25 protein-coding genes and 1 pseudogene are annotated in these 25,319 nt (G+C 66.6%); 11 read left to right on the top strand and 15 right to left on the bottom strand.

The window, feature by feature from the left end; all coding sequences use genetic code 11:
• Positions 1 to 2,091 (bottom strand): MDR family MFS transporter, encoded by a 2,091-nt coding sequence (locus tag ACNO8X_RS26915; protein ID WP_418003470.1) that lies wholly within the window; start codon positions 2,089 to 2,091, stop codon positions 1 to 3.
• 51 nt (positions 2,092 to 2,142) lie between these two features.
• A complete protein-coding gene (locus tag ACNO8X_RS26910; protein ID WP_418003469.1) occupies positions 2,143 to 2,964 on the bottom strand; it encodes an LLM class F420-dependent oxidoreductase in 822 nt (273 codons plus the stop codon).
• Positions 2,965 to 3,028: 64 nt separating this feature from the next.
• Between ACNO8X_RS26910 and ACNO8X_RS26905 the strand changes: the two genes are divergently transcribed.
• The 3 genes from ACNO8X_RS26905 to ACNO8X_RS26895 are packed head-to-tail and all read left to right on the top strand — an operon-like array spanning position 3,029 to position 6,588.
• The gene (locus ACNO8X_RS26905) at positions 3,029 to 4,543 is read left to right on the top strand and encodes an MFS transporter (RefSeq protein WP_418006052.1); all 1,515 of its coding nucleotides are present in this window, start codon (positions 3,029 to 3,031) and stop codon (positions 4,541 to 4,543) included.
• 46 nt (positions 4,544 to 4,589) lie between these two features.
• The gene (locus ACNO8X_RS26900) at positions 4,590 to 5,378 is read left to right on the top strand and encodes a GNAT family N-acetyltransferase (RefSeq protein ID WP_418003468.1); all 789 of its coding nucleotides are present in this window, start codon (positions 4,590 to 4,592) and stop codon (positions 5,376 to 5,378) included.
• 7 nt (positions 5,379 to 5,385) lie between these two features.
• Complete coding sequence (locus tag ACNO8X_RS26895; protein ID WP_418006051.1) at positions 5,386 to 6,588, top strand: lysine N(6)-hydroxylase/L-ornithine N(5)-oxygenase family protein; 1,203 nt, start codon at positions 5,386 to 5,388, stop codon at positions 6,586 to 6,588.
• Here the strand turns inward: ACNO8X_RS26895 and ACNO8X_RS26890 are convergent.
• The 4 genes from ACNO8X_RS26890 to ACNO8X_RS26875 all read right to left on the bottom strand — a co-directional run bounded on the left by ACNO8X_RS26890 (position 6,578) and on the right by ACNO8X_RS26875 (position 10,651).
• Positions 6,578 to 7,804 (bottom strand): Nramp family divalent metal transporter, encoded by a 1,227-nt coding sequence (locus ACNO8X_RS26890; RefSeq protein ID WP_418006050.1) that lies wholly within the window; start codon positions 7,802 to 7,804, stop codon positions 6,578 to 6,580. The genes ACNO8X_RS26895 and ACNO8X_RS26890 overlap by 11 nt on opposite strands.
• Before the next feature lie 83 nt (positions 7,805 to 7,887).
• A complete protein-coding gene (locus ACNO8X_RS26885; protein WP_418003467.1) occupies positions 7,888 to 8,964 on the bottom strand; it encodes a diacylglycerol kinase in 1,077 nt (358 codons plus the stop codon).
• A gap of 11 nt (positions 8,965 to 8,975) precedes the next feature.
• Entirely contained in the window at positions 8,976 to 9,767 is a 792-nt protein-coding gene (locus ACNO8X_RS26880) for an SDR family oxidoreductase (RefSeq protein ID WP_418006049.1), read from the bottom strand.
• 89 nt (positions 9,768 to 9,856) lie between these two features.
• The gene (locus tag ACNO8X_RS26875) at positions 9,857 to 10,651 is read right to left on the bottom strand and encodes a Ku protein (RefSeq protein ID WP_043983996.1); all 795 of its coding nucleotides are present in this window, start codon (positions 10,649 to 10,651) and stop codon (positions 9,857 to 9,859) included.
• A 46-nt stretch (positions 10,652 to 10,697) separates the two neighbouring features.
• Between ACNO8X_RS26875 and ACNO8X_RS26870 the strand changes: the two genes are divergently transcribed.
• Positions 10,698 to 12,944, top strand: a complete 2,247-nt coding sequence (locus ACNO8X_RS26870) for an ATP-dependent DNA ligase (protein WP_418003466.1) — start codon at positions 10,698 to 10,700, stop codon at positions 12,942 to 12,944.
• On the opposite strand, the gene rnhA is transcribed toward ACNO8X_RS26870, so the two are convergent.
• The 4 genes from rnhA to ACNO8X_RS26850 form a co-directional block, all read right to left on the bottom strand.
• Complete coding sequence (rnhA, locus tag ACNO8X_RS26865; protein ID WP_418003465.1) at positions 12,931 to 13,401, bottom strand: ribonuclease HI; 471 nt, start codon at positions 13,399 to 13,401, stop codon at positions 12,931 to 12,933. The genes ACNO8X_RS26870 and rnhA overlap by 14 nt on opposite strands.
• On the bottom strand, positions 13,398 to 13,577 hold the full coding sequence (locus tag ACNO8X_RS26860; protein ID WP_418003464.1) for a helix-hairpin-helix domain-containing protein: 180 nt from the start codon (positions 13,575 to 13,577) through the stop codon (positions 13,398 to 13,400). The genes rnhA and ACNO8X_RS26860 overlap by 4 nt, the downstream gene beginning before the upstream one ends.
• 100 nt (positions 13,578 to 13,677) lie before the next feature.
• Positions 13,678 to 14,304 (bottom strand): glyoxalase, encoded by a 627-nt coding sequence (locus ACNO8X_RS26855; RefSeq protein WP_418003463.1) that lies wholly within the window; start codon positions 14,302 to 14,304, stop codon positions 13,678 to 13,680.
• Complete coding sequence (locus ACNO8X_RS26850; protein ID WP_418003462.1) at positions 14,301 to 14,879, bottom strand: TetR/AcrR family transcriptional regulator; 579 nt, start codon at positions 14,877 to 14,879, stop codon at positions 14,301 to 14,303. Before ACNO8X_RS26850 ends, ACNO8X_RS26855 begins: the two co-directional genes overlap by 4 nt.
• Before the next feature lie 94 nt (positions 14,880 to 14,973).
• On the opposite strand from ACNO8X_RS26850, the gene ACNO8X_RS26845 reads away from it, so the two are divergent.
• Both ACNO8X_RS26845 and ACNO8X_RS26840 read left to right on the top strand, forming a co-directional pair.
• Complete coding sequence (locus ACNO8X_RS26845; RefSeq protein WP_418003461.1) at positions 14,974 to 16,134, top strand: acyl-CoA dehydrogenase family protein; 1,161 nt, start codon at positions 14,974 to 14,976, stop codon at positions 16,132 to 16,134.
• Between the two features lie 124 nt (positions 16,135 to 16,258).
• Positions 16,259 to 16,618, top strand: coding sequence for a DUF5709 domain-containing protein (locus ACNO8X_RS26840; RefSeq protein WP_418003460.1), 360 nt, complete (start codon positions 16,259 to 16,261; stop codon positions 16,616 to 16,618).
• A 71-nt stretch (positions 16,619 to 16,689) separates the two neighbouring features.
• On the opposite strand, the gene ACNO8X_RS26835 is transcribed toward ACNO8X_RS26840, so the two are convergent.
• From ACNO8X_RS26835 to ACNO8X_RS26820, 4 genes are all read right to left on the bottom strand, one after another.
• Positions 16,690 to 17,544, bottom strand: a complete 855-nt coding sequence (locus ACNO8X_RS26835) for an IS3 family transposase (RefSeq protein WP_418003459.1) — start codon at positions 17,542 to 17,544, stop codon at positions 16,690 to 16,692.
• Positions 17,541 to 17,870, bottom strand: coding sequence for a helix-turn-helix domain-containing protein (locus tag ACNO8X_RS26830; protein ID WP_418002669.1), 330 nt, complete (start codon positions 17,868 to 17,870; stop codon positions 17,541 to 17,543). Before ACNO8X_RS26830 ends, ACNO8X_RS26835 begins: the two co-directional genes overlap by 4 nt.
• A gap of 247 nt (positions 17,871 to 18,117) precedes the next feature.
• On the bottom strand, positions 18,118 to 18,993 hold the full coding sequence (locus ACNO8X_RS26825) for an LLM class flavin-dependent oxidoreductase (protein ID WP_133763254.1): 876 nt from the start codon (positions 18,991 to 18,993) through the stop codon (positions 18,118 to 18,120).
• Between the two features lie 59 nt (positions 18,994 to 19,052).
• The gene (locus ACNO8X_RS26820) at positions 19,053 to 20,249 is read right to left on the bottom strand and encodes a diiron oxygenase (protein ID WP_418003458.1); all 1,197 of its coding nucleotides are present in this window, start codon (positions 20,247 to 20,249) and stop codon (positions 19,053 to 19,055) included.
• 216 nt (positions 20,250 to 20,465) lie between these two features.
• Here ACNO8X_RS26820 and ACNO8X_RS26815 point away from each other — a divergent pair, with 216 nt between their 5' ends.
• The 3 genes from ACNO8X_RS26815 to ACNO8X_RS26805 are packed head-to-tail and all read left to right on the top strand — an operon-like array spanning position 20,466 to position 22,612.
• Positions 20,466 to 21,455, top strand: coding sequence for an IS481 family transposase (locus tag ACNO8X_RS26815; RefSeq protein WP_418002682.1), 990 nt, complete (start codon positions 20,466 to 20,468; stop codon positions 21,453 to 21,455).
• A 9-nt stretch (positions 21,456 to 21,464) separates the two neighbouring features.
• Entirely contained in the window at positions 21,465 to 22,220 is a 756-nt protein-coding gene (cobF, locus tag ACNO8X_RS26810) for a precorrin-6A synthase (deacetylating) (protein WP_418003457.1), read from the top strand.
• Complete coding sequence (locus ACNO8X_RS26805) at positions 22,217 to 22,612, top strand: phage holin family protein (protein ID WP_418003456.1); 396 nt, start codon at positions 22,217 to 22,219, stop codon at positions 22,610 to 22,612. The genes cobF and ACNO8X_RS26805 overlap by 4 nt, the downstream gene beginning before the upstream one ends.
• Before the next feature lie 18 nt (positions 22,613 to 22,630).
• Here ACNO8X_RS26805 and ACNO8X_RS26800 read toward each other — a convergent pair whose 3' ends face one another.
• Positions 22,631 to 24,415, bottom strand: a complete 1,785-nt coding sequence (locus ACNO8X_RS26800) for an FUSC family protein (RefSeq protein WP_418003455.1) — start codon at positions 24,413 to 24,415, stop codon at positions 22,631 to 22,633.
• Positions 24,416 to 24,455: 40 nt separating this feature from the next.
• On the opposite strand from ACNO8X_RS26800, the pseudogene ACNO8X_RS26795 reads away from it, so the two are divergent.
• Positions 24,456 to 24,701 (top strand): annotated as a pseudogene (locus ACNO8X_RS26795) (DNA-formamidopyrimidine glycosylase family protein); the annotation flags it as partial.
• A 144-nt stretch (positions 24,702 to 24,845) separates the two neighbouring features.
• A complete protein-coding gene (locus ACNO8X_RS26790) occupies positions 24,846 to 25,319 on the top strand; it encodes a zinc finger domain-containing protein (protein WP_418006048.1) in 474 nt (157 codons plus the stop codon).

The raw sequence follows: 25,319 nt of genomic DNA, 5'->3' as shown, positions 1-25,319 counted from the left end.
TCAGCCGCGGGGCAAGCTGGCGTGCGCGCGGAACGGCCGGGTCGGTGGCTCCTCCGGCCGCGCGGCGCGCATCCGGGTGGTGGGCAGGTCGGCGACAGACTGATGCGGTGGGCCGAGTTTCGTTCCCCGGGCCGACTCCCGTTCGATGAGCACACCGCGGGCAATGTGGTCGAGTGCACTCTGGACATGAATGCGCTCGGGCGCACCGTGGAATTCGTCTGATTGTGTGAGGGTTTCGGTGATCCAGCTCGAGATCACATTGCGAGCCGCACTCACCTCGGCAGCGCCGGCCGGGGTCAGCGTGTATTCGCTTCCGGCGCGCGTGGCAAATCCGGTGGCGACCAACCGATCGAAGGTCGGTTCGAGGACCTGTCGTGGCACGCGCCGGTCGTCCGCGATGTCGAGCAGGTCCGCGGCCCCGGTCGCCGCCGCATACCGGTAGATCAGCATGAGCACCCACAATTGCGCCGTGCCCAGTCGGCTGTTCGAGGTCCGCGCAACCGCTTCCAGGTCAATGCCGTTGCTGTGCTGCAGCAGCCGGCCGACAGCGACTTCCAGGAGTTTCTCCGGCGACTCGGTGGTCGGCATGCCGAAACCCTCGCCCATGTCGGTGCTTCCGCTGGCGGCAGCGTCGCGCAGCGGCACCTGCTTGAGGAAGAGCGCCAGGACGAAGCCGACGACCGCGACCGGCGCCGCCAACAGAAACACCTGACTCAGGGAATCGGCATAGGCAGTGATGATCGGTGCGGCGGTCTCGTGCGGAAGGCTGTGCAGCACCTTCGGATCGGGTGGCGCTCCAGCCGGGATGCGGGCACTCAGGAAGTTCGCGAACATCGAGCCGAATATCGCCGCGCCGAAGGAACTTCCGATGGTGCGGAAGAAGGTGACACCGGAGGTGGCGACGCCGAGATCGGCGAAGTCGACGGTGTTCTGCACCACCAGAATCAGCACCTGCATGCTCAGCCCGATGCCGGTGCCGAGGATCAGCAAGAATAGCGATTGGGTCAACGTCGAGGTGTCGGCATCCATCCGGGACAGCAACACGAACCCCAGTGCCATGATCGCGGTGCCGGCGATCGGGAAGATCCGGTACTTGCCGGTGCGGCCGACGATCGCACCGCTGCCCAGTGAGGTGACGAGTAGACCGGCCACCATCGGGAGGGTGCGCAGTCCCGACGCGGTGGCTGAGACGCCGTCGACGAACTGCATGTAGGTCGGCAGGAACGTCAGCGCACCCAGCATCGCGAACCCGACAACGAACGAGAGCACACAGCACACCGTGAAGACCGGGTTGGCGAACAAGCGCATCGGCAGAATCGGCTCGGGCGCACGACGTTCCACCATGACGAAGCCGACGAGTGCCAACACCGAGGCAACGAACAACCCGATGATCGTCGCCGAGCCCCACGCGTAGGTGGTGCCGCCCCAGCTGGTCGCCAACGTCAGGCCCGCCGCGCCGAGCCCGACCAGGACGATGCCGGCATAGTCGACGACGGCCCGGCCGGCACGGGCCATTTCCGGAATGGCCACCGCCGCGATCGCGAGGACCACCACCGCCACCGGCACGTTGATCCAGAACGCCCACCGCCAGCCCAGATGGTCGGTGAACAGCCCGCCGAGCAACGGGCCGACGACGGTCGTGACACCGAAGACCGCGCCCAAAGCGCCTTGATACTTGCCTCTTTCGCGCAGCGGGATGACCTCGCCGATCACGGCGACGGCCGTCACGGTGATGGCGCCACCGCCCAGGCCCTGCAGCGCCCGCGACGCGACCAGCATCCCCATCGACTCCGAGAGCCCGCACAGGACCGACCCGGCCAGGAACAGCAGGATCGCGACCTGGAAGACCTTCTTCCGGCCGAAGATGTCGCCGAGCTTGCCGACCACCGCGGTCACGATCGTCGAGGCGAGCAGGTAACTCGTGACGACCCAGGACTGGTGGCCGGCGCCGCCCAGATCCGCGACGACCGTCGGCAGCGCGGTCGCGACGATGGTCTGGTCGAGCGCGGCCAGCAGCATGCCGAGGACGACAGCGAGGAAGACGAAGTTGCGCTGTCGGAGGCTGGACGACTCGGCCTTTTGCGGATACATAGTTCTACTAATCGAATTTGATGGGCGCGGCGTTACAAGCGCCCGCCGGTCTCAGCGCAGTTCTGCGATGACCTTCGCGAAGGCCTCTGAATGCTGTTGCTGAACAATGAAGTAACTCACCCCGTAGCGATCTCGGAGTTCGCGGATCCGGTCGGCCATGTCGGCGGTGCTGCCGCTGAGCACGCCGGGCGTCGTCATCAGTTCGGCATCGCTGAGCTCGGGCTGGAAGTGTCGGGTCATCGACAGGTTCGGTATCCCGGACCCGTCGGTCGGCACCGCGGTGATGGCCAGGTTCAGCTCCAACTCGTCGAACCGGGCACCGGCGGCGGTGCGCACGAACGAAATTCGCTCGGCAAGTGGATCGTGCTCGTCGGTGCGCGGTCCGCCGCCGGTCAGCCCGATGATCTGTGCCTGCTGCGCGGCGACGGTCAGCAGCTTGTCGCCGGCACCGGCGATCATCACCGGCACATCGGGCAGGTGCGTGCGTAGGTACGAGGTGACGTGCGCTGCGTACTCCACCCGCTTCCCGGCGCTGGGGAACGGCAGCTCGGCGGCGTCGAACTCTTCCTTGACGTAGCCGGCGCCCAGACCCGTCTCGAAACGCCCTTCGGTCAGGTCGCGCATGGCCGCGATATCGCGAGCCAGCAGCGCCGGTTTGTAGAAGCACGCGTTGAAGACGAAGGTGCCCAGGTGCAGCGAGTCGGTCGCCGCGGCGGCCGTCGCCAGCACCGGAAACGGCGCCGGCGCACCCAGATGGTCGGGCACCAGGAGGACGTCATACCCGAGGTCCTCACCGCGGCGCGCCGCGGTGAGGACCGCTGACCGACTGTCGGCCTGCCGCAGGCCGACTCCGAACCGGAAATCTCTCGTCATGTGTTCGACCTTACGGACACGCAGGGCGCACCCGCCGGTGCAAACTGCAGGTGTGAACGCCAGACTGACCCTGACCGCGGTCTGCGTCGTGGTGTTCATGCTGCTGCTCGACATGACGATCGTCGCCGCGGCGCTGGCCGATATCCAGGCTTCTCTCGATGCCCACCTGTCCGGGTTGCAATGGGTGGTCGACGCCTATGCGCTGCCGATGGCCGGACTGCTGCTGACCGCGGCGACGGTGGGCGACCGGTTGGGGCGGCGGAGGTTGTACCTCGGCGGGCTGGTGGTGTTCATGTTCGCGTCCGCCGGGTGCGCGCTGGCCCGCAACATCGACGTGCTCAACGGACTTCGGGCGGTGCAGGGCTCGGCCGGCGCGGTGCTGCTCGGGGTGTCGCTGCCGATGATCGCGGCCGCTTTCCCCGATGTACGGCATCGGGCGGGCGCCATCGCCGCGTACGGCGCGGCGATGGGGGCCGGCGGTGCCGTCGGGCCGCTGCTGGGCGGCGCGCTGGTCACCGCGTATGGGTGGCCGTCGATCTTCCTCATCAACCTGCCAGTCGGGGTGCTCGCGCTGTACATCGTCATCTTCGCCGTCCCGGAAACCGTCGTGGCACACTCCCGTCCGGTCGACGTCTGGGGCACGGTGGTGCTGACGGCGGCGTTGTTCGCCGGTGTGTACGTGCTGATCGAGGGCAACCGCTTCGGGTGGAGCAGCCCGATCATGTTGGGGCTGAGCGCATTCTGCGTGGCTGCCCTGGCCGCCTTCGGGTGGCACGAGTTACGCCAGGCCGAGCCGATGCTGGATATCCGGCTGCTTTCCGTTCCCGGTTTCGCCGGTGTCTCCCTGGCCGCGTTCGCCGCCAGCGGGACGCTGATCGCGTCGACCAACTACCTCGCGCTGTACTTCATGAACACCTTGGGGTTCAGTCCCTTTGGCGCCGGATTGCGGGCATTGCCGCTGACGCTGGCCATCGTGGTGGGTGCCCCATTGGCGATGCTCGCGGCGCGGCGGATACCGGTGGCGGCGACCGTACCCGCCGGCGTCACATTGATTGCCGTGGGCATGTGGATGATGACCGCAGTAAACGCGAGTACGACGTGGACGCATTTCATCGCCGGGTCCGTCGTGGCGGGATTGGGACTCGGCGGGCTGTCTGCGCTGACGTCTGACGCGGCGCTGCGTTTCGTGCCGGTCGCCAACGCCGGGATGGCGACGGGAACGGTCAGCACCGCGCGCCAGATCGGCATTCTGGCCGGCGTCGCCGGGCTCGGTGCATTGTTCAGCCGGCACGCGGGCGACCTTGCCGCGACGCGGCTTTCCGCTGTGCCAGGGCTTGGCGCCGACGCTGCCGGGCAGCTGAGTGACGGGCTGGCCGCCGGCGCCGGACTGCGGGCGCTCGAGGCGGTACCCGACCGGATGCGTCCGGCACTCGCGACGATCGCGCGGGAAGCCAGTGCGGCCGGCATGCAGTCCGCCTTGACCGCCGCCGCGCTGGCTGCCACCGTCGCCACCGTGACCGTGGCGCTGCTCGTCCGGATAGGGGCCCGGCAAACAATTCGCGCCGATACTGTGGATTAGCCAAAGTTGCTACGGCCGGGGCTGGATGCGGATACGTTCAAACCTTATGGTCGGCGCTGCTGTTCTCTTCTCAGGGGGGCGGTACAGCGTCGTCATCTCCGATGACCCAGACGAGGTCGAAGCGGCCCAGCGCTTGCGGTACCAGACGTTCGCCGAGGAGCTGGGTGCCGCACTCCCGCAAGCGATTCGAGGACCGCGCACCGGCGAGATGATCGACACCGACCGCTTCGATGCGTACAGCGATCATCTGCTGGCCCGCGACGAAGAAACCGGGGCGATCGTCGGCTGCTATCGGCTGCTACCCCCCGACGGCGCCCGAGCGGCCGGCGGCATCTTCACCGACACCAACTTCGAGATGAGTGCCGGCATCGACGCGTTGCGGCCGTCGCTGGTCGAGTTGGGCCGGGCCAGTGTGCATCCCGACCATCGCAGCGGCGCGGTGATGGCCATGCTGTGGGCCGGCATCCTGCGGTATCAGGAACTGACCGGATATCGGTGGGCCATCGGCAGTCTGTCGGTGCGCATGGAGGATGGCGGTCCGCGCGGTGCGCTGGTGCGCGGCGTCCTGGACCGGGCCTTCCGTAAGCACCCGGCGCCCGAGGAGTTCCGTGTCACACCACGAAATCCAGTACAGGTCAACGGAACTCCGCTGGCAGAGCTGCCTGATCCAGGTCGGGTACGGATTCCGCCGATGGTCGCCGGCAGCCTGCGGATCGGTGGCGTGATCTGTGGGGAACCGTCTTACGACCCGGAATTCGACATGGCCGATTTCGTGGTGTTGATCAATCGGGACATGGTGCATCAGCTCTATCTCGCACGGCTGACCCGTGTTTGAGGCCGACATGCTGGGGATCGGATTCGGGCCGTCGAATCTGGCTCTGGCGGTGGCCCTTGCCGAGCGTGGCGTGCGCGGTCGATTCGTCGATGCCCAGCCGCGGTTCGGTTGGCACCGCGACATGTTGCTGCCCGGCACCCGGATGCAGATCCCGTTTCTCAAAGACCTGGCGACGCTGCGCAATCCGCAGAGTGCATTCACGTTCGTGAACTATCTCAGCGAGCGCGGCAGGCTGGTCGACTTCATCGGTCGTCATGACGTGTTTCCCAGCCGGCACGAGTTCCACGACTACCTGCAGTGGACGGCCGACCAGTTCTCCGCCGACGTGCGCTACGGCCACCGCGTGGCCGGGGTGACGGCGAATGACGCCGGATTCGCGGTGCGGCTGGACCCTGACGAGGTCATCTCGGCGCGCACTCTGGTGCTGGGCACGGGCCTGCATCCGGTACTGCCCGCCGGCACGCGGCCGAGCCTGCGCCAGTGGCACAGCCACCAACTGCTGAGCGCCTTGGCTGCCCTTGGCTCCGTGGCACGCGGTCGCTTCGCGGTGGTGGGAGCAGGGCAGAGCGCCGCGGAGGTGGTCGCCTATCTGCACCACACCTATCCGCTCGCCGAGGTGCACGCCGTGTTCAGCCGGTACGGGTACAGCCTCGCCGACGACAGTGCCTTCGTGAACCGAATCTTCGATCCGTCGGCGGTCGACGAGTTCTATGGCGCGGACCGCGTCGAGCGTCAGCGGCTACTCGACTATCACCGGTCGGCGAACTATTCGGCCGTCGACGTCGACCTCATCGCGGACCTGTACGAACGCGAATACGGGGAACGCGTGAGCGGGGATCTTCGGCTGTTCATCCACCGGGCCTGCGCCGTTGTCGGCGCCGATGAGGACGAGGCAGAGGTGCGCCTCGGCGTGCGCAACCTCATCGACAACACGACCGAGACCGTGCGCTGCGACGTCGTGGTGTACGCGACCGGCTACGCACCGATGGATGTGTCGGCGTTCCTGGGCGAGCTGGCGTCCTGCTACGAGTTCGACGAGCGGGGCCGCCCGCTGGCCACCCGCGACTACAAGTTGGTGGCCAGGCCGGGTGCTCCCGGTGACATCTATCTCAACGGCGCGACGGTCGAACACAGCCACGGGCTCGGCGCGACGCTGCTGTCGAACGTGGCCGTCCGCAGCGGCGAGATCGCGGCCGCGATCAGCCCGTGACGGTCAGGTAGATCAACACCACATTCAGCGCCGAAATCAGTACGGCCACAGTCCATCCCAGCGTCGTGACGACGCGGTGGTTGATGCTCTCGCCCATCACGGCGCGGTTGCTGGTCAGCCGGATCAGCGGAATCAGCGCGAACGGGATGCCGAACGACAGCACCACCTGGGAGATGACCAATGCGCGCGTCGGGTCGAAGCCGACGGCCAGCACCACAAGCGCCGGAATGACCGTGACTGCCCGTCGGAGCAGCAGCGGGTACGACCGGTTGAGCAGGCCCTGCATGATCATCGCGCCGGCATACGCGCCAACTGAGGAGGAGGCCAGGCCCGAAGCCAGCAGGCCGATGGCGAAGCACAGCGCGACGGCCGGACCGAGGGCATTGCCGACCGCGGCGTGTGCGCCCGCGATGGTGTCGGTGCCTTCGACGCCCTGCAGGTGCGTCGCCGCGACCAGCAGCATCGACAGGTTCACCGCACCCGCGACGACCATCGCCAAGCCGACATCGAAGCGGGTGACGCGCAGCATGTGGCGCAGCGGAGCGCCGGTTTCCGGCTTTCCGTGCCGGTCGCGGGCCAGGCCGGAGTGCAGGTAGACGACGTGCGGCATGACCGTCGCGCCCAGGATCGCGGTGGCCAGCAGGAGGCTTTCGGCTCCGGCGAATTGCGGCACCATGCCGCCGATCACATCGCTCGCAGCGGGCGGATCGACGAAAAGACTGGTGAGGAAGCCGATGGTGATGATCGCCAGCAGCCCGGCGATGATCCGCTCGAACGCGCGCTGACTGCCACGGTTCTGCACCGACAACAGGCACATGGAGACCACGCCGGTGATCACGCCGCCCACGAGCAGGGGCAGGTCGAACAGCAGTTGCAGCGCGATGGCGCCGCCCACGACCTCGGCGAGATCGGTTGCGACCGCCACCATTTCGGCCTGTACCCAGAACGCGATCCGGGTTGGGGTGCGGCAGTTCTCGGCGACCAGCTCCGGCAGCGAGCGGCCGGTCGTCAGGCCCAGCTTGGCTGACAGGTACTGCACCAGGCCGGCCATGACATTCGCGAGCAGGATGACCCACACCAGCAGGAAGCCGAACTTCGCGCCCGCGCTGATGTTGGCCGCGACGTTGCCGGGATCAACATAGGCGATGGCGGCGACGAACGCCGGGCCCAGCAAGGACCAGGTTGGGCGCGACGGTGTGCGGGTCTCGGTCAGCACTGCACTCACTCTCTATCCGGGTCTGCGAATAGAAAAGTTAGGTTAGCCGAAACCTTGCGATTGGGGAAATGTGTCGGGCGGCGTCAGTTGAGGCGGTACAGGCCTTTTCCGGTGATGAGCGGCAGATCCAGCGTCGTCCGGATGCCCGGTTCGGCGGCGACGACGGCCGGGATGGCGTTCACGACGCGCGCCGCGGTGGCCACGAGTCCGGCGTGATTGTGGTCGCCCTTGCGGCTGCTGAGACACAGGTCAAGGGCGTACGACGGCTCGCCGGTCACCTCGACGCGGTACGAGCCGCCCTCCTGCGCCGGCTGCGGCCAGTCGGGGCACAGGTCGTCGCGCAGGCGGGTGATGTGCTCCAGCACGACGGCCGCGCGGCCGTCTTTCATGCCGCGCACCTCGAACCGCATGGCCGCCGTGGTGCCCGCGGGGATGTGGCCCGACGCGATGTCGAAGTCCTCGGGCGCCGGCACCCGGGTGTGCTCCTCGGTCAGCTCGTCGAGCTCGATGCCGAGGCCCGCGGCCAGCTGGCGCACCACCGAACCCCAGGCCAGGCTGAGCACGCCGGGCTGCAGCAGCATCGGCAGCTCGTCGATGGGCTTGCCGAAGCCCATCACGTCGAACATCACCGTCGCGCTGTCGTAGGTGGCGTAGTCGACGATCTCCATGCACCGGACCTGCTCGATGCTCTGGCAGGTGCCCATGAGGGCAAGGGGGAGAAGGTCATTGGCGAAGCCGGGGTCGATGCCGTTGACGAACAGCGACGAGCCGCCTGCTTTGGTGGCGTCTTCGAGCGGCGCGATCAGTTCGGCGGGCAGCACCTGCCACGGATATTGCAGGAACACAGCCGAACTGGCGACCACGTTGACCCCGGCCGCCAGGATGCGCCGGTAGTCCTCCAGTGCGTCGGGCAGCCGGTTGTCGGCCATGGCGGTGTAGACGACGCAGTCCGGCTTGCCGGCCAGGATGGCGTCGAGGTCGTCGGTGGCCGTGATGCCGGTCGAAACATCAAGTCCGGCAAGCTCTCCGGCGTCCTTGCCGGCCTTGGCGGCCGAGGACACCCAGACGCCGGTCAGTTCGTAGGCGGGGTCATTGATGAGTTGAGTCAGGGCATGGCGGCCGACGTTGCCAGTGCCGACTGCGGCGACTTTGATTGGCATGTAAGGGTTCCTCACAGGTCCGGGATGGGTAGGTCGAGGTTGGGAAACGTGAGGCCGCCGTCGACCTCCAGCACCTTGCCGGTGACGTAGGCGCCGGCCGGTGAGGCCAGGTACAGCGCCGCGGCGGCGATGTCCTCCGGGTCGCCGAGGCGGCGCATCGGGGTGGCCTTCTCCATGGGATCGCGCAACGCGTCGTTGGAGGCGACGATGTCCAGCGCCGAGGTCAGGATCGAACCGGGGGCGATGCCGTTGACCCGGATCTTCGGGCAGAGGTCCATCGCGGCGAGCTTCGTGTAGTGCGCCAATGCGGCCTTGGCGGTGCCGTACGCGGCGAAACCGCGGCCCGCCAACCGGCCGACGGCCGAGGTGATGTTGATGACGCTGCCGCCGCCGGAATGCTCCAGCATCAGCGGGACGGCCGCCTGGGTCAGCGCGTGTGCGGTGGCGACGTTGAAGGTGAAGGCGTCTTTGAGATCCTGCGGCGAGGTGTACATGAGCGGGGCGGGCATGGTGCCGCCGACGTTGTTGACGACGACATCTAGTCTGCCGAAGGCTTCGACCGCGACGGCGGCGAGCTTGGCCGTCTCGTCCGGGTGGGCGAGGTCCGCGGCGACGATGTGCGCCCGTCGGCCGGCCTGCTCGACCAGCTTCGCCACGTCCTGCAGCTGGGACTCGGTGCGCGAGGCAATCACCACGTCAGCACCGGCTTCGGCGAATGCGACGGCGATGGCCGCGCCGAGGCCGCGGCCCGCGCCGGTCACCACGGCTACCTGGTTGTCGAGTCGGAATCTGTCCAGAATCACGTGTGCCTCATTCGCCTCGTCGTGGTCGTTGTTAGGCACGCTAGCAAGATTGAGGCGCTGCGGGAACAGATTTCTAGAACACGTTTCAATTAGCCTTTGCGGGCTTTGACGCTGGCCTCCAGCTTGGCCAGCAGATCGGAGACGTCCTCGGTCGCGTCCAGTTCGGTCGCCGCTTCCTCGGTGGTGAACGCCTCGCCGCCCGCGATCTTCGCTTCGATGAGCTCTTCCATCTGCTCGCGGTAGGTGTCGTGGAACTGCTCGGGGTGGAAGTCGTCGGTCATCGAGTCCACCACCTGCCCGGCCATCTTGAGCTCGGCGGGCTTGATCTCGACTTCCTTGTCCAGCACCGGGAAATCCGGGTCCCGAACCTCGTCGGGCCACAGCAGGGTGTGCACGATCATCACGTTGCGCTTGCCGAAGTCCTTGACGCGCAACGCCGCAAGCCGAGTCTTGTTGCGCAGCGAGAAGTGCACGATGGCGACCCGATCGGTCTGCGCCAGCGTCTGGGCGAGCAGCACGTACGACTTGGACGACTTCGAGTCGGGCTCCAGGAAGTAGCTCCGGTCGTACATCAGCGGATCGATCTGATCGGCGGGAACGAACTCCACCACCTCGATCTCGCGGCTGCGCTCCTCGGGCAGGGTCGCGATGTCGTCATCGGTGATGATGACGGTCTGCCCGTCCTCGGACTCGAAAGACTTGGCGATATCCCGGAACTCGACGACCTCGCCGCAGACCTCGCACACCCGCTTGTATCTGATGCGGCCATTGTCCTTGGCGTGCACCTGATGAAACTTGATGTCGTGATCCTCGGTGGCGCTGTACACCTTCACCGGCACATTGACCAGTCCGAAGGCGACTGACCCCTTCCAGATGGACCGCATACCCAAGTATGGCCCATGATCGCGTCCGGGCTTGGATACTTGAGCAGTGGAGCAATTCGGACGGGTGCGGCTGACCAACCCGGACAAGGTGCTCTACCCGGCGACCGGGACCACCAAGGCCGATGTGTTCGACTACTACCTCGCCGTGGCCGATGCGATGTTGCCGCACATCGCCGGTCGCCCCGTGACCCGTAAACGGTGGCCCAATGGTGTTGCGCAGCAGCCGTTCTTCGAAAAGCATCTGGCGTCGTCGGCGCCGGAGTGGCTGGACCGCGGCGCCATCACCCATCGCAGCGGGACGACCGTCTACCCGATCATCGACACCGTCGAGGGGCTGGCCTGGATCGCTCAGCAGGCGGCACTGGAAGTGCATGTGCCGCAATGGCGTTTCGTGGGCGCGGGCGGGCGAAGCGGGGCGGGAGATGCCCCAGCTCCGGGCCCGGCCACCCGCATCGTGTTCGACCTCGATCCCGGCGACGACGTCACCATGGCTCAGCTGTGCGAGGTGGCCCGTGCGGTCCGCGACCTCGTCGCCGGCATGGACCTGGAGGCCTATCCGTTGACCAGCGGCAGCAAGGGGCTGCACCTCTATGTGCCGCTGGCCTCGCCCGTCAGCTCGCGCGGCGCCTCGGCCGTCGCCAAACGTGTTGCCCAGCAGCTCGAATCGTCGATGGGCGGTCTGGTCACCGCCACCATGACCCGCAGCGTGCGGGCCGGCAAGGTGTTCCTGGACTGGAGCCAGAACTCGTCAGCCAAGACGACGGTGGCGCCGTATTCGTTGCGCGGCCGCGACGAGCCGACGGTGGCGGCGCCGCGGAGCTGGGACGAACTCGACGACGCGGGGTTGCGCCAGCTGCGGTTCGACGAGGTGCTGACCCGGCTGAACCGCGACGGTGACCTGCTCGCGGGACTGGATGCCGGTGCGCCCGTGGCCGACCGGCTCACCACCTACCGCAGCATGCGCGACCCGGGCCGGACCCCCGAGCCGGTGCCGTCGGCGCGGCCGGCGTCGGGGGAGAACAACCGGTTTGTCATCCAGGAGCACCACGCCCGCCGACTGCACTACGACTTCCGGCTCGAACGCGACGGCGTGCTGGTCAGTTGGGCTGTGCCGAAGAACCTTCCGGACACCTCGACCGTCAACCACCTGGCGGTGCATACCGAAGATCACCCACTGGAGTACGCCACCTTCGAAGGCGACATCCCCAAGGGCGAATACGGCGGCGGGCACGTCACGATCTGGGACGCGGGCACCTACGACACCGAAAAGTTCCGGGACCCAGGTGAACACGGCGAGGTGATCGTCAACCTCCACGGCAGCCGGGTCTCGGGGCGGTATGTCCTGATCCAGACCGAGGGCAAGAACTGGCTGGTCCGCCGGATGAAAGAGCAACGGTTGCAACCGATGCTGGCCACCCATGGCTCGGTGGGCCGACTGTCGCCGGATGACTGGGCCTTCGAAGGTAAGTGGGACGGCTACCGATTGCTGGTCGACGCCGACCACGGCCGGATCCGGCTCACCGCGCGCAGTGGTCGGGACATCACGGACGAGTTCCCGCAATTGCAGTCCCTGGCAGCCGATCTCGCCGAGCACCACGTGATCCTGGACGGTGAGGTAGTGGCGCTGCAGGATGGGGTACCGAGTTTTCAGGCCATGCAGAACCGCGGTCCCGATGCCCACATCGAATTCTGGTGTTTCGACATTCTGTCCCTCGACGGGCGTGATCTGAGCCGGGCGAAGTACCGGGACCGGCGAAAGCTGTTGGAAACACTGGCTTCCGATGGTGCATTGACGGTGCCGCCGCTGCTGCCCGCGGAGGATCCCTTGACGTTTGCGGGTGACCGCGGCTTCGAAGGCGTGGTCGCCAAGAAATGGGATTCTGGCTACCGGCCCGGACGGTCCGAGGCCTGGGTCAAGGACAAGTTCTGGAGAACCCAGGAAGTGGTGATCGGCGGCTGGCGCGCCGGGGAAGGCGGCCGCACCAGTGGCATCGGGGCGCTGCTGGTGGGGGTGCCGGCTGAGGGCAGTTTGCAGTTCGCCGGGCGGGTCGGCACCGGGTTCACCGAGAAGATGCTGGGCGACCTGCGGGCGCTGCTGCAGCCTCTCGAAACCAGCGAATCACCTTTTACCGCACCACTTTCCACCCTGGACGCCAAAGGCGTGACGTACGTGCGGCCCGAGCTGGTAGGGGAGGTGCGTTACAGCGAACGCACCACCGACAGCCGGTTGCGCCAGCCCAGCTGGCGTGGGCTGCGGCCCGACAAGACGCCGGGTGAGGTCATCTGGGAGTAGCGGCGACGGCTTCTTCCAGACCCCGGGTCGCCAACTGGTCGGCCAGCTCGTTGTCGGCGACGCCGGCGTGCCCCTTCACCCAGAACCACTCGACCTCGTGCCGGGCGCAGGCAGCCTGCAGTCGCTTCCAGAGGTCGACGTTCTTCACCGGCTGCTTCGACGCCGTCAGCCAGCCGTTGCGTTCCCAGCCGTGCACCCACTTGGTGATGCCGTTGCGGACGTAGGTGCTGTCGGTGTGCAGGTGCACCACGACAGGCCGCGTCAACGCTTCGAGCGCCATGATCGGCGCCGTCAGCTCCATTCGGTTGTTGCTGGTCTCAGCTGGCTCGCCGCCGCACATCTCGCGCACGTGGTGACGCAGGCGCAGAACCGCGCCCCAGCCGCCAGGACCGGGGTTGGGGCGGCAGCCGCCGTCGGTGTGGATGACCACGATGTCATCGGTGTCGGAGTCGCTCATGACTGGCGCGCCTCCTGGAGCAGTCGCACGGCCTTCGGTCCGACGCCGTGCATCGGGAGAAGCTCGTTGAGATCAGCGGGCAGATCCGCGAGGGTGCGATAGCCGGCGTCGATGAGCGCGCCGGTCGCGGGCCGCCCGATCGAGATGCCGTCGAAGACGGGGCCGCGGTCGGTCATGGTGCGAGGTTAGCGTCCCGGTCCGGCTCGATCACAATGTCGGTCTGAGAGCTTCGATAACCGTATATATGTTCATCGCCGCTCTCAGGCCGACATTGCGTCAGCGATCAGGGCCGGAGATCATCGCCGTGCGGACCGACATCCCGAATTCCTGGTGGCGCAGCGTGGTGATCCGTCGTCCCGGCTGCACTGCCGGCTTGACCGGTGCGGTGCGGTCGCCGAAGAACGCGGCGGTGGCGTCGATGTCCTGGGCGACGTAGGTCAGGCCCCACAGCATCGACGGCCCGTCGCCCGTCGTCTCGGGTGAGCCGACGACTTCGAGGATCACCTCACCCAGCCGGAAGAAGATCTGGCGCATCGGTCGTCCGCCGAGTTGTCCGTCGCGCTCCCGGCGCGGATGGACGTCGACCGCCGCCAGCGACGCGACGGTCCGATTCAAGTCAGGAGACAGCAGCACGACGTGGTCGATCGAGATGGCGCCGTTCGCGTGCACGGCCGGCGTCGTTGCCGGGGTGTCCGACCGGGTGGTGGGAATGCCGTCGAGCGGGGCGTCGGACGCCAGCCCGCGCAGCGACCAGCCGACGATGCCCTTGCCGCGATCACGCCCGACCAACCGGATCTGGACGCCGCCGATCCGGCATATGCCGTCCGGGTCGACGGTGAAGCCGGCAGCGGTCCAGGAATCTGCGGTGTCCGCGACCTCGAATGCGTCGACGGTGACGGTCATTGCGCGGCCTCGTCGACGGCCACCCGCAGCCGCGGCGGTTTCGTATCCGGCGCCACCCGTTGCCACACCGCGTCGACCATGGGTGCCAACAGTAGTTCGCCCATCTGCCGGGCCAGCACGGCGACGACCTGGGTGTTCTCCCGTCGGGTGGTCGAGGCGCGACCGGTCTTGCGGGCGGCCCGGACCTCGCGCTGGGTCAGGTCGACGATGACGTCGATCAGGTGACTGTCGGCGACGTTGGGCTGCAGCAGGGCCCGGCGCACGTAGTCGACCACCGTCGGATTGGCCCGCAGCATGTCCCGGACGGCATCGTCGCGCACTGCCGTCGAGGCGGATTCGGGGACGTCGGCGAGGGCATTGGCGAAGTAGTCGACCACCAGCTGGTCCACCGCATCCCGCAGGCCGGCCTTGGTCTTGAAATGGTGCTGCACCAGTCCCACCGCGACGCCGGCCTCAGAGGCGATGGCGCGCAAGGAGATTCGGTCCTCGCCGTGTTTGGCATAGAGGTCCAGCGCGGTGTTGCGAATACGCGCTTTGGCCGTCAGGTCATCGACAGTTGCCCGTGGATCAACCATCAGACCTCCCGTCGACAACCAGATCAATGTACTGTACACATGAACAGGAGCCTATACAGCTGTATAGTGCGCGGAACATTAGTGAGGTGGACTGATGTCAGAGCTTTTCCCGAAATACCGGGCCAGCTGGGAGACCGATCAGCACCGCGAGCTGCGTCAGCACGCCGTGGCGTTCCTGGCCAAAGAGGCCACGCCCAACCAGGAACGGTGGGCCAAGAATCACCAGGTCGACCGCGAGTTCTGGAACAAGCTGGGCGACGCCGGCCTGCTGGGCCTGGACCTGCCCGAGGAGTACGGCGGCGCGGGCGGCGACTTCGGATTCTCGGCAGTGGTGGCCGAAGAGTTTGCGCTGGCCCATGATTCGGCTTCGGGCTGGTCGGTGCACTCGCCGATCGTGGCCCACTACATCGACACGTACGGCAGCGCGGAGCAGAAGGCCCGCTGGATGCCGAAGATCATCAGCGGCGAGGCCGTGCTGGCCATCGCGATGACCGAGCCGGGTACCGGTTCGGACCTGCAGGCCGTCCGCACCACCGCGATCCGCGATGGCGACGACTACGTCATCAACGGGTCAAAGACCTTTATTTCCAATGGATCTCTGTGTGACATGGTGGTGATTGTCGCCAAGACCGATCCCACTCAAGGGGCGGCGGGTGTCTCGCTCATCGTTGCCGAGGTCAACGACCTGCCGGGCTTCGAGCGGGGCCGGGTGCTGGAGAAGGTCGGCCAGCACGGCCAGGACACCCGCGAGCTGTTCTTCACCGACATGCGGGTTCCGGTCGCCAACCTGCTAGGCGAGCAGGAGGGGCTGGGCTTCTACCAATTGATGTCGCAGCTGGCTCGCGAGCGGCTGGTCATCGGCTCCATCTGCGCCGGTATGGCCGAGGCCGCGGTGCTGGAGGCCATCAAGTACACCAAGGAGCGCGAGGCGTTCGGCAAGCCGCTGATCAAGTTCCAGCACAACCGATTCCAGCTCGCCGAGCTCAAGGCCGAGGTGCTGTCCATCAAGACCACGGTGGACTACTGCGTGCAGGCGTTGATCGACGGCGACAACGATCCGGCGATTGCCTCCATGGGCAAGCTGATCGCCGCCGACCGGGCAGTGGCGGTCGTCGACCGCTGCGTCCAGTTCTTCGGCGGCTACGGGTACATGATGGAGTACCCGATCGGCCGCGCCTACGCCGCGGCGCGGGTCAACAAGATCTACGGCGGCACAAGCGAAATCATGAAGGAGATCATCAGCCGTACGCTGTGATCTCCATTCCCGCGAGCAGACGTGAACACCCCCGAAACGCGATGGTTTTGGGGGTGTTCACGCCTGCTCACCGGTTGTTGAGCAGTTGGTCGCGGGATTTGGTGATACGTGGCAAGGTGAAGCCATGAGCGGCTCAGACGAGTACGGCGTCGACGACGATCAGCTGACCCAGGAGGACATGCTGATCGACCGCGGCGTCGACGACCTGCTGGACGAAGGCTACGAACCGCCGGACGCCTGGCGCGAGCCGCGCGATCACGAGACGCTCGATGAACTCCTCGCCGAGGAGGAGCCGGACCCCGCAATGCAACTCGACGATGTCGACACGGTCGACGAGCAGTGGGGTGACGACGAGGTGGGCGACCGGCGGTCCGGCCGGCTCGTCTCGGGCGATCAGGACGGTGAACTCACCGGCGGCGATGTCGGCATCGATGGTGGTGCGGCCTCGGCCGAGGAGGCCGCCATGCACATCATCGACTTGTAACCACCGAGCGAAAACCCCCAAATCCCGAGAGGTGAAGTGGTCCCCGAAAGTTGGACTCTGAGGGTTGGAGCTTAAGCGGCAAGGGCCTGGGCCCGGTATTGGACCGGGCTCAGGCCCTTGAGCTTTGTGGAGATGCGTTCGGTGTTGTACCAGCAGATGTAGTCATCGAGCGCTGCGGTGAAGTCCTCGATGGTGTCGAATCGGTTGTGGTGGAACATTTCTGACTTCAGATGGCCGAAGAAGTTCTCGGCGACGGCGTTGTCGTAGCAGTTGCCCTTGCGTGACATGGACTGCGAGGCATCGGCATCGTTGAGCAGGCCACGCCAGGACCGGTGCCGGTACTGGAAGCCTTGATCGGAATGCACCAGGGGCCGCTCGCCGGGTTCGAGGGTGGCGATCGCCGAGGCCAGCGATGAGTTGGTCAACTCCAGATTCGGTGACAGTGACCAGGAGTGCGCCACCACCGATCGGTCGAACAGGTCGAGCACCGGCGACAGATAGACCTTGCGATCGCCGATCCGGAACTCGGTCACGTCAGTGACCCACTTCTGATTCGGCGCGGTGGCGGCGAAGTCGCGATCGAGGACGTTGTCGGCGATCTGCCCGGTCTCACCGGTGTGGGAGTTGTAGCGGCGGCGGCGCCGCACCCGGCAGATCAGCGCGAGCTCGCGCATCAACGCCAGCACGGTCTTTTTGGCCACCACAAAACCCCGTCTGGTCAGCACGGTGTGCAGCCGGCGGTGACCGTAGCGGCCGTAGGCGGCCTCGAACTCCTCGGCGATCGCGGTCTTGAGGTCAGCCCGCGGGTCGGGCACCTCAGGTTTGCCCTGGTGGTAGTAGAACGTCGACCGCGCCAGTCCCGCGACCTGCAGTAACAACGGCAACCGATGGTCAGCCTTGAGTGCGGCAACAGCGGCGGCTTTCACCGCTGTTCGTGCGCCATCAAGGCCCGCAATTTTTTTAGGTAGGCATTTTCCGCCCGCAACCGCAGATTCTCCTGCTCGAGCCGCTGCAGATCGGTCAGCTCCTGTGGCGGGGAGTCGGCGTTTTTGGGTTGACGCCCTTTGAGTTTGGGTTTCAACCCATCCTCACCCAGTCGGCGATAGGACCGCACCCACGATCGCACGAGCTGGTCCGAGGACAGCCCGTACTCCATGGCCACTTCGGCTGCAGTCGCGCCATCGTTGACGACCTTGCCCACCACTTCGAGCTTGAACTCGAACCGATACTGCGTGTTGGTCGGTTTAGCCACTAGCGCCTTCCTGCCGTGCAGGACCCATCGACGACGCAGATCGCGAACCGCCCAACGGCTCACTCCCAGATAACTCGCCGTGGCACCATAGCCCCGACCCTGCTCGAACAACGCTACCGCCACACTGCGTTGGGCCTCAGTCAACGAACACTGTGGATGCAAAAAAGTACTCCCCAGACGAAGGAACCGAATTTCTCGGTCCAACTTCTGGGGAGCACTTCAGGTTTTGGGGGTTTTCGCGAGGCGACTAGACCTTGGCGATGACGTTCTCCGCGAACATCTCGAGGTGCTTGATCTTCTCGTCGAGCGGCTGGGTGTCCTCGCCCATGATGTAGGGCACGCGGAAGCCGACGATGACGTCGGTGACGCCCTTGTCCTCGAGGCGCTTCACGCCGTCGACGGTGAAGCCGTCGATCGAGATGACGTGGATCTGGTACTCGTCGCAGAGCCCGATGCGCTCCTCGGACTCGCGGTACTGCGCCAGCTTCTTCAGTAGCGGGTCGAGCTCGGCCGGGTCGCCGCCGCCATGCATCCAGCCGTCGTTGCGGGCGGCGCGCTTGAGTGCGGCGTCGGCGTGACCACCGACCAGGATCGGCACCGGCTTGGTCGGCGCGGGAGTCATCTTGGTCTTCGGGATGTCGTAGAACTCGCCGTGGTACTCGAAGTAGTCACCCGAGGTCAGGCCGCGGACGACGTCGATGCACTCGTCCATGCGCTTGCCGCGACGGGCGAACGGCACGCCCATGACGTCGTAGTCCTCGGGCCACGGGCTGGTGCCGACGCCCAGGCCCAAGCGGTTGTCGAACATCGCGGCCAGGGACCCGGCCTGCTTGGCCACCAGGGCCGGCGGCCGGATGGGCAGCTTCAGCACGAAGATGTTGAAGTGCAGCTTGGTGGTGACCGCGGACAGGGCGCCGATCAGCGAGAACGACTCGATGAACGACTTGCCGTCGAGGAATTCGCGGCTGCCGTCGGCGGTGTACGGGTAGGTCGAGTCGGACTCGAAGGGGTACGCGATGCTGTCCGGGATGGTCATCGCGTGGTAGCCGGCTTCGTCAGCCGCCTTGGCCAGCGGAATGTAGTAGGACGGGTCGGTCATCGCTTCGGCGTAGGTGAACCTCATGACCCGATGCTAGAACGTGTTCTAGTTTTGTGGAATGGGTATGGCCCATTCGGTGGCTGTTACGTCAGTGGGAAGGGCGGCAATCCGGCGCCGCTGATGGCGTAGCCGCCCTGCTGGCTGCGCTCGGTGACGCGTGCTGTTGCCGTCCGTTCTCCGACCGCCACGGTGACGGCGGTGCGGGGCAGTTCGTCGAGCGCCTCGAAAACCGTTCCGCGCCAGTGGTATTGACCGTCGATCGGATCCAGGTGCCCGGCCAGCCGGACCCGCACCTCGCGGCCGTCGATGGTGGCGGGTCCGTCATAGAGGTCTTCGGCGTCGGCGATGTCCGCGCGCGCCGCGGGCGCGATGGGGCCGCCGGGCAGGAATCCGCTGCGTCGCCACAGCCGGCGCGCGATGGGGCCGAGGAGTCCAACTTCCTCCAGGAACGAGGCCAGCGGCGCGAAGCCCGCGATCTGCGTCTCGATCCGGTGCGGCGAGGTCCGCGCCATTCGGCGGGCGGCCCGCGCGTCCAGGCCGACGCGGCGGTACTGCACCTTGTTGGTGAACAGGAACCGGAAGAACAGCCCACCCACGCCGTTGAGATTGCCGATCCAGAAGCGCTTCGGCCACGACATCTCGGGCGTGCGCTTGCGCAGCCCGTCGCGGGCGAACTGGATGTGTCGGGCCTCTTCGGTGACGTGAATCCGCATGAGCCGCTGCACCATTGGCTGCAGCTCGGGGTCGTCCATCATCTGCCGCTGCAGCGAATCGAAGATCTCCTCGCCGATCAGCGCCGCCACCCACAGCATCGAGCCCTGGAAGGCGAACGGCAGCATGTTGATGATCGTGCGCTGGTACCACTTCGGCCGCACCGGATCGGCGCCGACCTTCTCGATGGCCTTGCCGAACATCACCATGTGCCGGGTCTCGTCACCCAGTTCGGTCAGCTCGTAGTGGGTCGTGCTCGCAGTCGGGTCCTGGTGCATCATCTTGCGCAGTAGCGCCTGGTTCAGGATGTTCTCGAACCAGATGCCCGCCGAGAGGGTGTTCACCAGTTCCTGGCGGGACAGTTCGATCTGCTCGGCCCGGCTCATCGATTCCCAGATCGGCGTGCCGTACAGCGACACCACTTTCGGTGGCAGGAAGTACTTGTCCGGATCGATCGGCGCGTCCCAGTCGATGTCGACGATCGGCGCGTAAGACTTGCGCACCGAGCCTTTGAGTAGGCGCTCGGCGAACTCTGCGCGACTGGTCTGGCCCTTGACCGAAGCTGTCATCGTTGACATCCCTTCGAAAGTGTCCGGTGTTTCGAAGTTACGTCCGATACCGAAGGTAGTCAATACCTGCGGTACTGGATAAAAGTGAGGCCGCCGTAGGCCGCTAGCTGTACTGACCACGGACGTTAGGTACGGCGTGGCGTGGTGACATGAAGAAGACCTCCGAGTGAAGTGCGAGCTGTCTAGGAACGCACCAACTCAATCTCGGAGGTCTTCGTGTCCCACCGTAATGCTCCGCTGTCGGAAACTGGTCGTCTGCGCTTGGCCCGTTGTGTCGTCGAGGACGGCTGGTCGCTGCGCCGCGCAGCCGAGCGATTCCAAGTCGCGGTCACCACAGCGGCGCGTTGGGCGGGTCGCTACCGCGAGCAGGGCCCAGCCGGCATGGTCGATCGCAGTTCACGTCCACAGCGAAGCCCCAACCAGACACCGACTCGTACCGAGCGCCGGATCATCAAAGTGCGGGTCATCCGGCGTTGGGGGCCAGCACGAATCGGCTATCTGCTGGGAATTCATCCCTCGACCGTGCACCGGGTGCTAACCCGTTACGGGGTGGCCAGGTTGCGTTGGCTCGACCGGCCCACCGGCACGGTGATCCGCAGAATTCACGCCGCGCGACCCGGCGAACTGGTGCATGTTGACGTCAAGAAGCTGGGCAAAATTCCTGCCGGCGGGGGCTGGCGGATGCTGGGCCGAACCGCAGGCAATCACAACACGCGCGCCGATAAGAGTTCCGGACGCGTCAGCAAGCACGGTCACCCGATCAAGGGCCATCACTTCCTGCACACCGCGATCGATGCCTACTCACGGCTGGCCTACTCCGAGCTCCTGGCCGACGAGCGCAAAGAGACAGCGTCAGCGTTCTGGGCCCGGGCCAACGCATGGTTTAACCAATGCGGGTTCACGGTGTCGAAGGTGTTGACCGACAACGGATCCTGCTATCGATCTCACGCGTTCCGTGACGCACTCGGGGCCATCGAACACCGCCGAACACGTCCCTACCGGCCCCAGACCAACGGCAAGGTGGAGAGATTTCACCGCACCTTGGCCGATGAATGGGCCTACGCCCGGCTCTACACCAGCGACGCCGAACGCTGCGCCGAGTACCCCCGATGGCTACACACCTACAATCACCACCGCGGCCACACCGCACTGGGCGGTCAACCACCCGCCAGCCGCGTACCTAACCTCTCAGGTCAGTACAGCTAGCCTTCGCGGATGCGCACTATCCACGTCATCGGTATCGGTGCCGGCGACCCGGACTACGTCACCGCCCAGGCCGTCGCGGCGCTCAATGACACCCAGGTGTTCTTCGCGATGGACAAGGGTGACACCAAGGACGATCTCGTCGCGCTGCGGAGGCTGATCTGCGAGCGGTTCATCGAAAACCCCGACTACCGGTTCGTGGCGCTGCCCGATCCCATGAGGGCCAAGGCCGAAGATGGCCGGGCGTACCACGACGTTGTGAATGAATGGCATGCCGCGCGGGCCCGGCTGTGGGCCGAGGCCATCGAAACCGAACTACCGGACGGCGCCACCGGGTCTTTTCTTGCCTGGGGCGATCCGTCGCTCTACGACAGCACCCTGCGCATCCTGGACCGGGTCGCCGAACACGTCGAGTTCGAGTTCGACGTCATTCCGGGCATCACCGCCATTCAGGCACTCACCGCCCGGCATCGCATACCGCTCAACGACATTGGCGAGCCGGTGCTGATCACGACGGGCCGTCAGCTGCGTGAGCACGGGCTGGCCGGTGCCGCGGTGGTGATGCTCGACGGCGAGTGCTCGTTCCTGGAATGCCCACCGCAGACCCGCATTTGGTGGGGCGCCTACCTCGGGACCCCGGACGAGATGCTGATCGCCGGCACCGTCGCCGAGGTTGGGGAACGGATCGCCGCCGAGCGTGCCGAGGCCCGGGTCCGGCACGGCTGGATCATGGACATCTATCTGCTGCGGGCAGAATCGACGGTATGAAATCGTTGTTGCTGCGGGCCGCCGTGACCGGCCTGGCGTTGTGGGTGGTCACCAAGATGGTGTCGGGGATCGCCTTCGTCTTCCCGGTGGGCAGCAGCCAACTGGAGCGGGTCGGCATCATCCTGGTCGTCGCGTTCGTCTTCGGGTTGGTCAACGCCATCATCAAGCCGATCGTGCAGCTGTTCGCGATCCCGCTGTACATCCTCACGCTCGGCCTGGTCCACATCGTGATCAATGCGTGGATGCTGTGGATCACCTCGTGGATCACCGAGAACACCACGCACTGGGGCCTGTCGATCGACCAGTTCTGGTTCACCGCGATCTGGGCGGCGATCCTGTTGTCGGTCGTCGGCTGGGCGCTGGGTCTGGTGCAGCGCGCCATCGAGAAGTAGGGGTTTGTGCACAAATCACTACGTCAGCGACGCGCGGATCGCCTGCAACTCGGCGGCGCCGAAGGCCGGTGGCTCGATGATGTCGGCTGCGGGCCGTCCGGTGCGGACCGTTTCGGCCAGGTCGCCGATGGTCGTAGTCAGCCGCTCGGCGTCGTCGGGGGTGATCGGCGCTTCGGACCGTTCGGTGGCCCAACCCGCGGCCAGTGTCCGGTAGGCCAGTTGCTCGGTGGCGACGATTGCCGGCCAAAGTCGTTCTGCCGCAATCCGGTCCCTGGTCGACCCGCCGATGGCGGTGTCGTAGACCGGGAGCATGGCCATCGCGCGCAGTTGCAGATCGCGACGGTCATTGCGGGCCTGGTCGGTGGTGACCGCGCCCGCGGCGAGATGGCTGACCACGACGGCGACGGCATCCAGCGTCGCGGCGATCGACTCTGCGGGGCGCGCTGCCGGATGTCCGCGCCGCGTCAGCCACAGCACCAGAAGTGCTACGGCGCAGCCGATCACGGTGTCGATGCCGCGGGCGAGCAGGAAGTCGAGCACGTTGGTGATGCGGTGACCACCGGAGGCGATGGTGAGTGCCGCCGGCGTGATGAAGATGACCGCGACCGTGTAGTTGCGCACCACGAACATCTCGATCAGGAACTGCAGCGTGCCGACGACCACGGCGAGCCAGGGGCCACCGGGCGCGGCGACCAAGATGCCCCCGGCCAGCAGCAGGCCGAGCCAGGTGCCCAGGGTTCGTTCGATGCCGCGTTGCACTGTGCGCCGCCAATCGAATCCCTGGTGCAGCATCAGCACTGCTGCCGCCATGGCCCAGTAGGCATGGTCCATGTTCAGGCCGACGGTGACGGTGCCGGCGATCGCCACGGCGACCGCGGTGCGCAGTGCGGCGGTCAGCGGGGGAGCCCCCGAGGTCACGGCCCGACGCAACAGGGTGCCGACGGACGGCCGTCCCAGCGGGATCAGGCCCTCGAAACTGCCGCCGATGTCGTCGGGCACCGCGCCCAGCTGCCGTGCCGACGCGGCGCCGTCGACCGACATCGGTTGGCCGCGGTCGGCGGCGGCCATGGCTTCGGCGAACAACACGTGTAGCCGGCGGTTCGTCATCCGCAGCCGATACAGGGCGTCATCCGGTTTGGGCCGCACCGGCTGGAACGTCACCAGGGTGATCCACGCTTCGTGCAGGAGCTGGGCGGCTCGGTGCCTGGCGTCGGGCGACGAGGTTTCGATGTAGGTGGCCACCGCTTCGGCCGCACTGGCCACCGCGGCGCGCTCCGGCCCGCGCGGGCGGACCAGGACGCCCGCCATGTGAACCACCCAGGAGAACGCGCCGCCGGCCAACACCAGCGCACCCAGTCGCCACGGGCTCAGGTGCTCGGCCGCGATCCCGACCGCCGCCGCGCAGGCCAGCACAGGCATGTAGGCGCCCGGTGGTCCGACGGAGAGAGCCTGGCAGATCAGCACGGCGATCATCGCGATCACCGACACCACCAGCACGGCGGACCAGGGGGTCGCGGCGGCCCAGTCGCCGAGTGCCACGACCACCGCGAACGCGACGGCGATGGCGCCGAGGTACATCGCCCGGTTGAGATACGGGCGTCCGCTGCCGTAGAGCGAGGTGAATCCGCCGATGGTGGCGACCAACCCGGCGGACACGTCTCCGGCCGCCCACCCGGCGAGAATCGGCACCATCATGCAGACCGCGGCCCGCAGCGCGAACGGCCAGCGGCGCGGTACCGCGTTCATGACCAACATGCGTCGGAGCGGATTGGTGGCCGGGGCGGGCGCCGAGCGGTCTGCCATGTGTACAGCATGCGGTACCTCCAGTCGCTAGCCTGAACCCATGCCGGAACTTCCCGAGGTCGAGGCGCTCGCCGATCACCTGCGTCGTCATGCGGTCGGTCTGCCGATCGGCCGCGTCGACGTCTCCGCCTTCTCTGTGCTCAAGACCTTCGATCCGCCGCCGACGGCGCTGTACGGCAACGAGGTCACCGGGGCCGACCGCTGGGGAAAGCACCTGGGCCTGCAGGTCGGCGACCTGCACCTGATCACGCACCTGTCCCGGGCGGGGTGGTTGCGCTGGTCGGAGAAGCTGGCTCCCGCGCCGCTCAAACCAGGCAAGGGGCCGATCGCTTTGCGGGTGCATCTCGGAAAGCCGGGTGAGGCACCGGGTTTCGACCTGACCGAGGCGGGGACCCAGAAGCGGTTGGCCGTCTGGCTGGTGAACGATCCGCTGGCGGTCCCGCAGATCGCCACGCTGGGACCGGACGCGCTGTCACTCGGGCCGACGGAATTGAGTGCGGTCCTGGCCGGCAACACCGGGCGGATCAAGAACGTCATCACCGACCAGCGGACGATTGCCGGGATCGGCAACGCCTACAGCGACGAAATCCTGCACGTGGCCAAGCTGTCCCCGTTCGCGACCGCGGGCAAGTTGACCGACGAACAGTTGGGGACGCTGCACGACGCGATGATCTCGGTGCTCACCGATGCGGTGAGTCGATCGGTCGGGCAGGGCGCGGCAACCCTCAAGGGGGAGAAGCGGTCCGGGCTTCGGGTGCACGCCCGCACCGGGCTGCCGTGCCCAGTGTGCGGCGACACGGTCCGCGAGGTGTCCTTTGCGGACAAGTCTTTTCAGTACTGCGCGACGTGCCAGACGGGCGGCAAGGTGCTGGCCGACCGGCGAATGTCCAAGCTGCTCAAGTGA

Origin of the sequence: Mycobacterium sp. PDNC021, from assembly GCF_048282635.1 — a bacterium.
GTDB classification, from domain to species: domain Bacteria; phylum Actinomycetota; class Actinomycetes; order Mycobacteriales; family Mycobacteriaceae; genus Mycobacterium; species Mycobacterium llatzerense.
This window is presented reverse-complemented; position numbering and strand designations above follow the sequence as displayed.

Excerpts from the sequence above, each read along its gene's own strand:
- ACNO8X_RS26855 (WP_418003463.1), bottom strand. The coding sequence starts at position 14,304 with ATGACCGTCACCGTCGACGCATTCGAGGTCGCGGACACCGCAGATTCC.
- ACNO8X_RS26840 (WP_418003460.1), top strand. The coding sequence starts at position 16,259 with ATGAGCGGCTCAGACGAGTACGGCGTCGACGACGATCAGCTGACCCAG.
- ACNO8X_RS26875 (WP_043983996.1), bottom strand. The coding sequence starts at position 10,651 with ATGCGGTCCATCTGGAAGGGGTCAGTCGCCTTCGGACTGGTCAATGTG.
- ACNO8X_RS26915 (WP_418003470.1), bottom strand. The coding sequence starts at position 2,091 with ATGTATCCGCAAAAGGCCGAGTCGTCCAGCCTCCGACAGCGCAACTTC.
- ACNO8X_RS26825 (WP_133763254.1), bottom strand. The coding sequence starts at position 18,993 with ATGAGGTTCACCTACGCCGAAGCGATGACCGACCCGTCCTACTACATT.
- ACNO8X_RS26895 (WP_418006051.1), top strand. The coding sequence starts at position 5,386 with ATGCTGGGGATCGGATTCGGGCCGTCGAATCTGGCTCTGGCGGTGGCC.
- ACNO8X_RS26910 (WP_418003469.1), bottom strand. The coding sequence starts at position 2,964 with ATGACGAGAGATTTCCGGTTCGGAGTCGGCCTGCGGCAGGCCGACAGT.
- ACNO8X_RS26845 (WP_418003461.1), top strand. The coding sequence starts at position 14,974 with ATGTCAGAGCTTTTCCCGAAATACCGGGCCAGCTGGGAGACCGATCAG.
- ACNO8X_RS26850 (WP_418003462.1), bottom strand. The coding sequence starts at position 14,879 with ATGGTTGATCCACGGGCAACTGTCGATGACCTGACGGCCAAAGCGCGT.
- cobF (WP_418003457.1), top strand. The coding sequence starts at position 21,465 with ATGCGCACTATCCACGTCATCGGTATCGGTGCCGGCGACCCGGACTAC.
- ACNO8X_RS26820 (WP_418003458.1), bottom strand. The coding sequence starts at position 20,249 with ATGACAGCTTCGGTCAAGGGCCAGACCAGTCGCGCAGAGTTCGCCGAG.
- ACNO8X_RS26805 (WP_418003456.1), top strand. The coding sequence starts at position 22,217 with ATGAAATCGTTGTTGCTGCGGGCCGCCGTGACCGGCCTGGCGTTGTGG.
- rnhA (WP_418003465.1), bottom strand. The coding sequence starts at position 13,401 with ATGAGCGACTCCGACACCGATGACATCGTGGTCATCCACACCGACGGC.
- ACNO8X_RS26860 (WP_418003464.1), bottom strand. The coding sequence starts at position 13,577 with ATGACCGACCGCGGCCCCGTCTTCGACGGCATCTCGATCGGGCGGCCC.
- ACNO8X_RS26900 (WP_418003468.1), top strand. The coding sequence starts at position 4,590 with ATGGTCGGCGCTGCTGTTCTCTTCTCAGGGGGGCGGTACAGCGTCGTC.
- ACNO8X_RS26800 (WP_418003455.1), bottom strand. The coding sequence starts at position 24,415 with ATGGCAGACCGCTCGGCGCCCGCCCCGGCCACCAATCCGCTCCGACGC.
- ACNO8X_RS26885 (WP_418003467.1), bottom strand. The coding sequence starts at position 8,964 with ATGCCAATCAAAGTCGCCGCAGTCGGCACTGGCAACGTCGGCCGCCAT.